At 70.9% G+C, this 8,229-nt stretch carries 6 protein-coding genes; 5 read left to right on the top strand and 1 reads right to left on the bottom strand.

What is annotated here, in order from left to right; genetic code table 11:
• Positions 1-101 precede the first annotated feature (101 nt).
• Positions 102-2,240, bottom strand: coding sequence for an MMPL family transporter (locus AHIS1636_RS18660; RefSeq protein WP_264797354.1), 2,139 nt, complete (start codon positions 2,238-2,240; stop codon positions 102-104).
• Between the two features lie 163 nt (positions 2,241-2,403).
• On the opposite strand from AHIS1636_RS18660, the gene AHIS1636_RS18655 reads away from it, so the two are divergent.
• The 5 genes from AHIS1636_RS18655 (at position 2,404) to pabB (ending at position 8,154) form a co-directional block, all read left to right on the top strand.
• The gene (locus AHIS1636_RS18655; protein WP_264797353.1) at positions 2,404-3,210 is read left to right on the top strand and encodes a class I SAM-dependent methyltransferase; all 807 of its coding nucleotides are present in this window, start codon (positions 2,404-2,406) and stop codon (positions 3,208-3,210) included.
• Between the two features lie 70 nt (positions 3,211-3,280).
• A complete protein-coding gene (locus AHIS1636_RS18650) occupies positions 3,281-4,864 on the top strand; it encodes a phytoene desaturase family protein (protein ID WP_264797352.1) in 1,584 nt (527 codons plus the stop codon).
• A 71-nt stretch (positions 4,865-4,935) separates the two neighbouring features.
• Positions 4,936-5,556: a LysE family transporter gene (locus tag AHIS1636_RS18645; RefSeq protein ID WP_264797351.1), complete on the top strand. Its 621-nt coding sequence runs from the start codon at positions 4,936-4,938 to the stop codon at positions 5,554-5,556.
• A gap of 14 nt (positions 5,557-5,570) precedes the next feature.
• The gene (locus AHIS1636_RS18640; protein ID WP_264797350.1) at positions 5,571-6,068 is read left to right on the top strand and encodes a low molecular weight protein-tyrosine-phosphatase; all 498 of its coding nucleotides are present in this window, start codon (positions 5,571-5,573) and stop codon (positions 6,066-6,068) included.
• Positions 6,055-8,154, top strand: a complete 2,100-nt coding sequence (pabB, locus tag AHIS1636_RS18635; protein WP_264797349.1) for an aminodeoxychorismate synthase component I — start codon at positions 6,055-6,057, stop codon at positions 8,152-8,154. Before AHIS1636_RS18640 ends, pabB begins: the two co-directional genes overlap by 14 nt.
• Positions 8,155-8,229: the final 75 nt, after the last annotated feature.

Genomic DNA, 8,229 nt, shown 5'->3' with positions numbered 1-8,229 from the left:
ATAAATGTAACGGGCGGCCGCCCGGCCGCCCCCTCCGCGGAGTCACGCGCCTATCGGAGCACAGGTCCATGGGAACCATAGGGACCAGGCGCCGGCAGGGATCACGCGTCGATGTAGGCCGGCGGTTCGACCGGATCCCCTTGCCGCGTTTGCCGCGACAGCTTTCCCGGCCACCAGATGCGCCGGCCAAGGTCGTAGGAGAGCGCGGGGACCAGCAGCGAACGCACCAGGACGGTATCCAGCAGCACGCCGAACGCGACGATGAAGGCCAGCTGGGCCAGGAACAGGATGGGAATGACGCCCAGCGCCGCGAAAGTGGCGGCAAGGACGATGCCGGCGGAGGTAATGACGCCGCCGGTTGCCCCGAGGCCGCGGAGGATCCCCGGCCGGGTGCCCAGCCGCAGCGACTCCTCGCGCACCCGGGTCATCAGGAAGATGTTGTAGTCCACGCCGAGGGCCACAAGGAAGACGAAGCCGTAGAGCGGGACCGAGGCATCGGCCCCCGGGAATCCGAACACGTGGTTGAACACCCAGGCCGAGACGCCGAGTGCCGTCAGGTAGGACAGCGCGACGCTAAGGATCAGCAGCACCGGGGCGACGACGGACCGCAGCAGCAGCATCAGCACCACCAGGATCACGGCCAGCACGATCGGGATGATCTTCAGCAGGTCGGCCTGCGCCGAATTGTTGGTATCCAGCGCGACGGCGGTGGTGCCGCCGACGAGGGCCCCGCTGTCGACCGCATCGAGCGCTGTGCGCAGCTCGGCCACGGTCTCCTCGGCGGCCGATGAATCCGCAACGTCCGCCAGGGTGGCATTGATGAGGACCCGCCCGTCTTCTTCCATGACCGTGCCGCCGGCCGCCAGAAGTTCCGCCTCGGCCACGCCGTCCTGGCCGCGGACAACCTCGAGGACCTCGTCGCGCAGCGCCTCGTCGGCGATGATGACGGCGGGCGACCCCGACCCGGCGTCGAAGTGCCGAGCGAGGGCGTCCTGCCCGTCCGCGGAGTCGGTCTGGACCAGGACCAGTTCCGACTGCGGCACGCCGTGGGCCTGCAGCTGCAGCACGCCCAGCGAGCCCGCCGCCAGGACCGCCAGCGTGACCAGCCAGGTCAGCCGCGGCCGGTGTGCGATGAGTCCGGCGATGCGGCGCCAGACTCCCCGCAGGCCCTCCGCGCCGGCGGGAACACCCGCCTCGGCGGACCGGTGGAGGTGGCGGCCGGGCCGCGGAACGATCGGCCAGAAGGCCGCGCGGCGGAAGATCAGCAGCAGGGCCGGCAGCAGCGACAGCGCGGCCACCACCGAGAAAACGATGCCGATGGCCGCGATCGGCCCGAGGCTGCGGTTGGAGTTCAGGTCCGAGAACAGCAGGCAGAGCAGCGCCAGCGTAACCGTCGCCCCGGAGGCGACAATCGGTTCGACCGCGGCGCGGTACGCCGTGCGCATGGCCCGCCAGGCCGACTCCTCCTCGCCGAGGGCCTCCCGGTAGCGCGCCACCAGCAGCAGCGCATAGTCGGTGGCGGCGCCGATCACCAGGATGAACAGGATGCCCTGGCTCTGCCCGCTGAGCTGGACCCAGCCGAGGAGGGCGAACCAGTAGACGACCAGGATGGCGGCGCACAGGGCGAAGACGGAGGTCAGCAGCACCAGGAACGGCAGCAGCAGGGCCCGGTACACCACAAGCAGGATGAGGAACACGGCCGCGAGCGCCACGCCCAGCAGCAGCCCGTCGATGCCGCCGAACGCCTCGACCAGGTCTGCCACGAAGCCCGCCGGACCGGTCACGTAGCCGCTGGCCCCGTCCGGCAGTCCGTCGGCCAGCACGTCGCGCAGCCCGTCGACGGACGCACGCACCTCGCCGTCGTCGGGCACGGGGACGATGAACTGGACCGCGGTGAAATCCTCCGCGGGGATCGGACCCGCGACCTGCGGGCCGCCATCGGACGCCAGCCCCGCAGCCTCGCCGAGCTGCTTCCCGAGCGCCGCGAGGCCGCCGAGCTCCTGCGGCGCCAGCGGGGTATCGAATTCGACAACGACGACGGCGGGCACGGATTCGGAGTCGAGGAACCGCTGCTGCCACTCCCCCGCCTCCGTCGACTCCGCGCTCCGGGGCAGGAAGCCGGCCTGGTCATTGGTGGACACCTCCGAGAGCTTGCCGAAGGTGGGCCCTCCGAACCCCGCCGCGGCCAGCCAGGCCAGCACCACCAGCACGGGCACGAACACTCTCAACCAGCGGGACATCCGACCGGCCTTTCTCTGGGAAGCGGCTTTTCGCTCAACTATAAAGTATCTCCATCATGGAGATACTTTGCTCACAAAATCGACAACCCGCTTCCGCGACTAATAGCGCAACAAGCGGCCGCGCCGTTACCCCTCAGCGTGTGGCGCAGAGTACCCTCCCACTATGAAGGAAGAGGTCTACTCGCACGGCCACCACCAGAGCGTCGTCAGCGCGCACGCCGTCCGCACCGCCGAGGACTGCGCCGCCTACCTGCTGCCGCACCTCAAGCCGGGAATGAAGCTGCTCGACGTCGGCTGCGGGCCGGGCAGCATCACCGCCGACCTCGCCGAACTCGTCGCCCCCGGCGAGGTGGTCGGCCTGGACCGCTCCGACGATGTGCTGGAGCAGGCCGCCGAGCTCGCCGCGCTGCGCGGGGTGGACAACGCGACCTTCGTCAGCGGCAACATCTACGACCTGGACTACGACGACGACACCTTCGACGTCGTCCACGCCCACCAGGTGCTCCAGCACCTGACCGATCCGGTGGCCGCGCTGTACGAGCTGCGGCGCGTGGCCAAGCCGGGCGGCATCGTCGCCGTGCGGGACGCGGACTTCCACGGGATGAGCTGGTTCCCGGAGCTCCCGGAGCTGGACGAGTGGATGGACACCTACCAGCAGATCGCCCGCGGCAACCGCGCCGAGCCGGACGCCGGCCGCCACCTGCTGTCCTGGGCGCAGGCCGCCGGTTTCAGCGACATCAGCCCGTCCTCCTCCAACTGGCTCTACGCCACGGAGGAACAGCGCACCTGGTGGGGCAACGTCTGGTACGAGCGGGTCCTGCACTCGGCGTACGGCGAACAGGCGCTGGACCGCGGCCTGCTGGACCAGGCCGGCCTGGACCGCATCGCGCAGGGCTGGCAGGAGTGGGCCATGGCCGCCGACGGCTGGTTCCTGATTCCCAACGGCGAAATCCTCGCCCGCAAGCCCTGACCCGCCAGCCCAAGACCGGCCGGCGCAGCAGCGCCGCCCGCCGGCCGGCCCGGCCCGACTGAGGAGCCCCATGCCCCTGCATGCCCGCGAACAAGAGCACTTCGACGTCGTCGTTATCGGCGGCGGACACAACGGCCTGGTCGCCGCCACCTACCTGGCGCGCGCCGGCCGCTCGGTGCTGGTGCTGGAGCGGCAGGACCACCTCGGCGGCGCCGCCGTCTCCGCCGAGGTCTTCCCGGGCACGGACGCCCGCCTCTCGCGCTACTCCTACCTGGTGAGCCTGTTTCCGCAGCAGATCATCGACGACCTCGGCCTGGACCTGCGGCTGATTCGGCGCCGATATTCCTCCTACACGCCCCTGCCCGGCACGGATGCGGGCCTGCTGGTGGACAACGAAGATCCCGAGGCGACACGTGCGTCCTTCGCGGCCGTGGACGCGGCAGCCGACTTCGAGGCCTTCGGCCGCTTCTACGCGCGCACCGCAACCATCGCCGAGCGGCTGTGGCCGACGGTGACGCAGCCGCTGCCGCGGCGCAGCGACGTCCGCGCCCTGCTGGATGATGACGAACTGTGGGCGGACTTCTTCGAGCGGCCCCTGGGCGAGGCCATCAAGACGGCGTTCCGCTCCGACCTGGTCCTCACGGACGGGCTGATCAGCACCTTCGCCCGCGCCGGGCAGAAAGACCTGCAGCAGAACAAGTGCTTCCTGTACCACGTGATCGGCGGCGGGACCGGCGACTGGGACGTCCCGGAAGGCGGCATGGGGGCGGTCAGCGGCGCGCTGGAAAAGGCTGCCCGCGCGGCGGGGGTCCAGTTCCGCACGTCGTCCGAGGTCACCGCGGTGTCACCTGGCGGCGAGGTGGCGTACGACGGCGGCGCCGACGGCCCTGCCACGGTGCACGGGGAGTTTGTGCTCGCCAATGTGGCCCCGCAGGTGCTGGAGCGCCTCCTCGGCGGCGCGGCCGCCGGGACGTCGGCTCCGATGTCCGCCCGGGCCGAAGGTGCACAGGCCAAGGTCAACCTGCTGCTCAAGCGGCTGCCCCGGCTCAAGGACAGCAGCCTGGCGCCCGAGGCGGCCTTCGGCGGCACCTTCCATATCAACGAGGCGTACACCCAGCTGGAGCGGGCCTACACCGACGCCACGCGCGGCTCGGTTCCGGCTCCGCTGCCGGCCGAGATCTACTGCCACACGCTCGCGGACCCGTCGATCCTGCCGGAGCGCCTGCGGCGGGAAGGCGCCCACACACTCACTGTCTTCACCCTGCAGACTCCGCACCGGCTGCTGACCGGGATTGACAATGACCGGCTGCGCGAGGAACTGCAGCGGGCGGTGCTCGATTCGCTCAACTCCGTCCTGGCGGAGCCGATCGAGGACTGCCTCATGACCGACGCCGACGGCCGCCCCTGCATCGAGACCAAGACCACCCTCGACCTGGAGCACAGCCTCGCGATGCCCGGCGGCAGCATCTTCCACGGCCCGCTCTCCTGGCCGTTCGCCGAAGACGACGAGCCGCTGGACAACGCGGCGCGGCGCTGGGGCGTTGCCACCGGCCACGAGCGCATCCTGATGTGCGGTGCCGGCGCGCGCAGGGGCGGCGGCGTCAGCGGCCTGGGCGGCCACAACGCCGCCATGGCGCTGCTCGAAGAAGGCTGACCGGCGCTGCAAGGATCCCGGGCCGGCGGACATGTTGTGTGGCCACGGCCTGGCCAGCGTAATATCACCTCGTGCAATTTTCCCTGTGGCTAGCCCTGGTGGGCGCCGGCACGGTCATCAGCCTGACCCCCGGCGCGGGAGCCATCAATACAATGAGCAACGCGCTCAATACCGGCTTCCGCCGCTCCATTTGGGGCATCCTCGGGCAGCAGGCCGCGCTGGTCGTCCACCTGGCCATCGTCGCCCTGGGGGTCGGCCTCCTGGTGGCCAGTTCACCGACGGCGTTCTACGCGATCAAGTACGCGGGCGCCGCCTACCTGATCTACCTGGGTGTCCGCCAGCTGCTGGCCAAGCCGGAGGCGGAGGAGGCAGTGGCCCTCAGCCGGCGGAACGAGCCGGCGTGGTCGATGTTCCGCCGCGGCCTGTGGGTGAACCTGCTCAATCCCAAGGCCGTGGTGTTCTTCCTGGCGTTCGTGCCGGGCTTCATCCGGCCGGAGGCGCCGCTGGCACCGCAGTACATGGTGCTGGGAGCGACGATCGTGCTGATCGACATCCTCGTCATGTGGTTCTTCTTCGCGGCGGCCGCCCGGACGTTCCAGCGCTTCACGCGCAGCACCCGAGGCCAGCGGATCATGAGCACGGTCTTCGGCGCGCTGTTCATCGGCGTCGGCCTGCTCCTGGCCTTCTTCTAACTAGAATCGAGCCTATGTACCGGATCATCACCGTCTGCACGGGCAATATCTGCCGCTCGCCCATGGCACAGTACGTGCTGACCAAGGCCCTGGCGGAGGCCGGGCTGGCGGCCCGCGCGACGGTCGACTCGGCCGGCACGTCCAACTGGGAGGCCGGGCGGCCGATAGACGAGCGCGCGGCGGCCCGCCTGAAGCTGGGGGGCCTGCCCAGCACCGGCCACCGCGCCCGCCAGTTCCTGCCGGCCTGGTACCGGGAGCGTGACTTGATCCTGGCACTGGACATCGACCATTACGAGCAGCTCCGGGCGGACGCGCCGGACGAGGACTCCCTCGCCAAGGTGCGGATGTTCCGCTCCTTCGATCCCGCCCTGGCGGACAAGGAGCCCGCGGCGCAGGGCATCTACGACCCGTGGTTCGGGGACGAAGCGGACTTCGAGGCCAGCTGGGACATGATCAGCGGGGCGGTTCCGGGAATCGTGCAGCACGTCAGGGCCGCCCTTGCAGCCCGCTGACAGGCCGGTGCTGATCGCCGTCGACGGGCGTTCGGGAGCGGGCAAGACCACCCTCGCGCTGGAGCTTGCCGCCCTGCTGCGCCCCCACCGCAGCGTCGGCGTTTTCCACCTGGAAGACATCTACCCCGGCTGGAACGGCCTGGAGGACGGCCGGCGCCGGTATCGGGAAACGGTGCTGGAACCGCTCTCGCACGGATTGAGCGCACGCTGGACGGCGTGGAACTGGACCGCGGACGAGGACGGCGAGCGCCGCGTTACCGAACCCGCCGAGGTTGTGATTCTGGAGGGCGTCGGAGCCGCCGATGCCGCCGCGCGGCGCCTCCTCGATGCGGTCATCTGGATCGAAGCGGACGCCGGGCAGCGGCGCACCCGCGCCATCGCCCGGGACGGCGACGGCTACGAACCGTACTGGGAAACCTGGGCCGGGCAGGAAGAGGAATGGCTGGCCGGCGACGACGTCGCCGGAGCAGCGGACATCGTGGTCCAGGACAGCCCGGACCTGCTCTCGCCCTCCGCCGTCCTGCGGGCGCTGCTCGACCTGCCGCAGCTCGAGCCGCTGCTGGCCCTGGAACGCTCGCACCTGCCGCGGCCGGAGCTCCAGGTGGAACGGCTGGATAGCTGCCCGGATTCCGCCGCCCTCTTCCAGGCCCTGTACGGCGCCTCGTCCCACGCCGTGTGGCTGGATAGTTCCAACGCTGCCGCCGGCCGGACGGCGGACCGGAATGCGGTCAGCATCATGGCCGACGGCGGCGGTCCGCTGGGGGCGCTGGCCGAGCACCGGGCGGGGACCACCACCATCACGCGGGGCCGGGTCATGGTGCGGATCCGCGGGCCGTTCTTCCGCTGGCTGGACTCGGTCTGGAGCGAAGCGGCGGTGGAGCTTCCCGACGACGTGCCGGAAGGATTCGCGCTCGGCTGGATCGGCGCCCTGGGCTATGAACTCAAGCGCGAGGCCGGCGGCAACGACGTCGCCGCGCCGACTCCGGACGCGGCGCTGGTCTTCGCCGCACGCGGCATCGTGCTGGACCACCAGCGGCAGCGCACCTTCCTGCTGACGCTGACCCACCCCGCCGGCAGGGGTGACGCGGCTGCCGAGGCGGCTGCCAGCGAGGCGGCTGAGTGGCGGGAGCAGGCCCGCCGGACCATCGGAGCGCTGGCCGCGGGGGCGCCCGCCGCGGGTGCGCCGGCGGACGGCGGGGAGCAGGATGGGCGCGCCCCGGCCTCCGCGGCGCCGGCCTCCGAGCCACCGGCCTTCACGCTGCGGGACAGCCGGGCTTCCTACCTGGACAAGGTGCGCCGGGCACAGGCGGAGATTACGGAGGGCAACTCCTACGAAATCTGCCTGACCACGGAACTGGCCGCCGAGGCCTCCCCCGGCCTTGACGACCTGGACACCTACCGCGCCCTCCGCCGTCGTAATCCCGCGCCCTTTGCCACCTACCTGCGGTTCGGCGACCTGACGGTGGCCAGCACGTCCCCGGAGCGCTTCATGAGCATCCGGGCCGACGGGTGGCTGAGGGCGGAACCGATCAAGGGCACGCGGCGGCGGCTGGAGGACCCGGAGGAGGATGCGGCGATCCGGGCGGAGCTGGCGGCGAGTCCGAAGGACCGGGCCGAAAACATCATGATCGTGGATCTGCTGCGCAACGACCTCAGCCACTACGCCGTGCCGGGGACGCTCCGGGTGAGCCGGCTGTGCGCGATCGAAAGCTACGCCACCGTGCACCAGATGGTCTCCACCATCGACGCGCAGCTCCGGCCGGACGCGTCCCGGGCGGAGGCCGTGGCCGCCGCGTTCCCGGCCGGCTCCATGACCGGCGCGCCGAAGATCAGCACGATGGAGATCCTGGACCGCCTGGAGTCCGGCCCCCGCGGCATCTATTCCGGGGCGGCCGGCTACTTTTCCCTCAGCGGCGCCTCCGACCTGTCCGTCGTGATCCGCACGCTGGTCCGCCACGGCAGCCGGCTCAGCCTCGGCGTAGGCGGCGCCATCACGGCCGATTCGGATCCGGCGGCGGAGTGGGACGAAGTCCGGGCGAAGGCCTTCGGAGTGCTCTCGGCCCTCGGCGCCGACTTCCCCGACTGATTGCTGCCCGCGGCAGCGGGTTCCTACTGCAGCGGGTTCCTACTGCAACGGGTTCCTACTGCAACGGGTTCCTAC

It is taken from the genome of Arthrobacter mangrovi, from assembly GCF_026011795.1.
In the GTDB taxonomy this organism is placed as follows: domain Bacteria; phylum Actinomycetota; class Actinomycetes; order Actinomycetales; family Micrococcaceae; genus Crystallibacter; species Crystallibacter mangrovi.
The sequence above is the reverse complement of the archived record's forward strand: the minus strand, read 5'-3'. Positions and strand labels throughout refer to the sequence as shown.

Coding starts and splice junctions, on each gene's coding strand:
- AHIS1636_RS18650 (WP_264797352.1), top strand. CDS start 3,281: ATGCCCCTGCATGCCCGCGAACAAGAGCACTTCGACGTCGTCGTTATC.
- AHIS1636_RS18660 (WP_264797354.1), bottom strand. CDS start 2,240: ATGTCCCGCTGGTTGAGAGTGTTCGTGCCCGTGCTGGTGGTGCTGGCC.
- AHIS1636_RS18655 (WP_264797353.1), top strand. CDS start 2,404: ATGAAGGAAGAGGTCTACTCGCACGGCCACCACCAGAGCGTCGTCAGC.
- AHIS1636_RS18640 (WP_264797350.1), top strand. CDS start 5,571: ATGTACCGGATCATCACCGTCTGCACGGGCAATATCTGCCGCTCGCCC.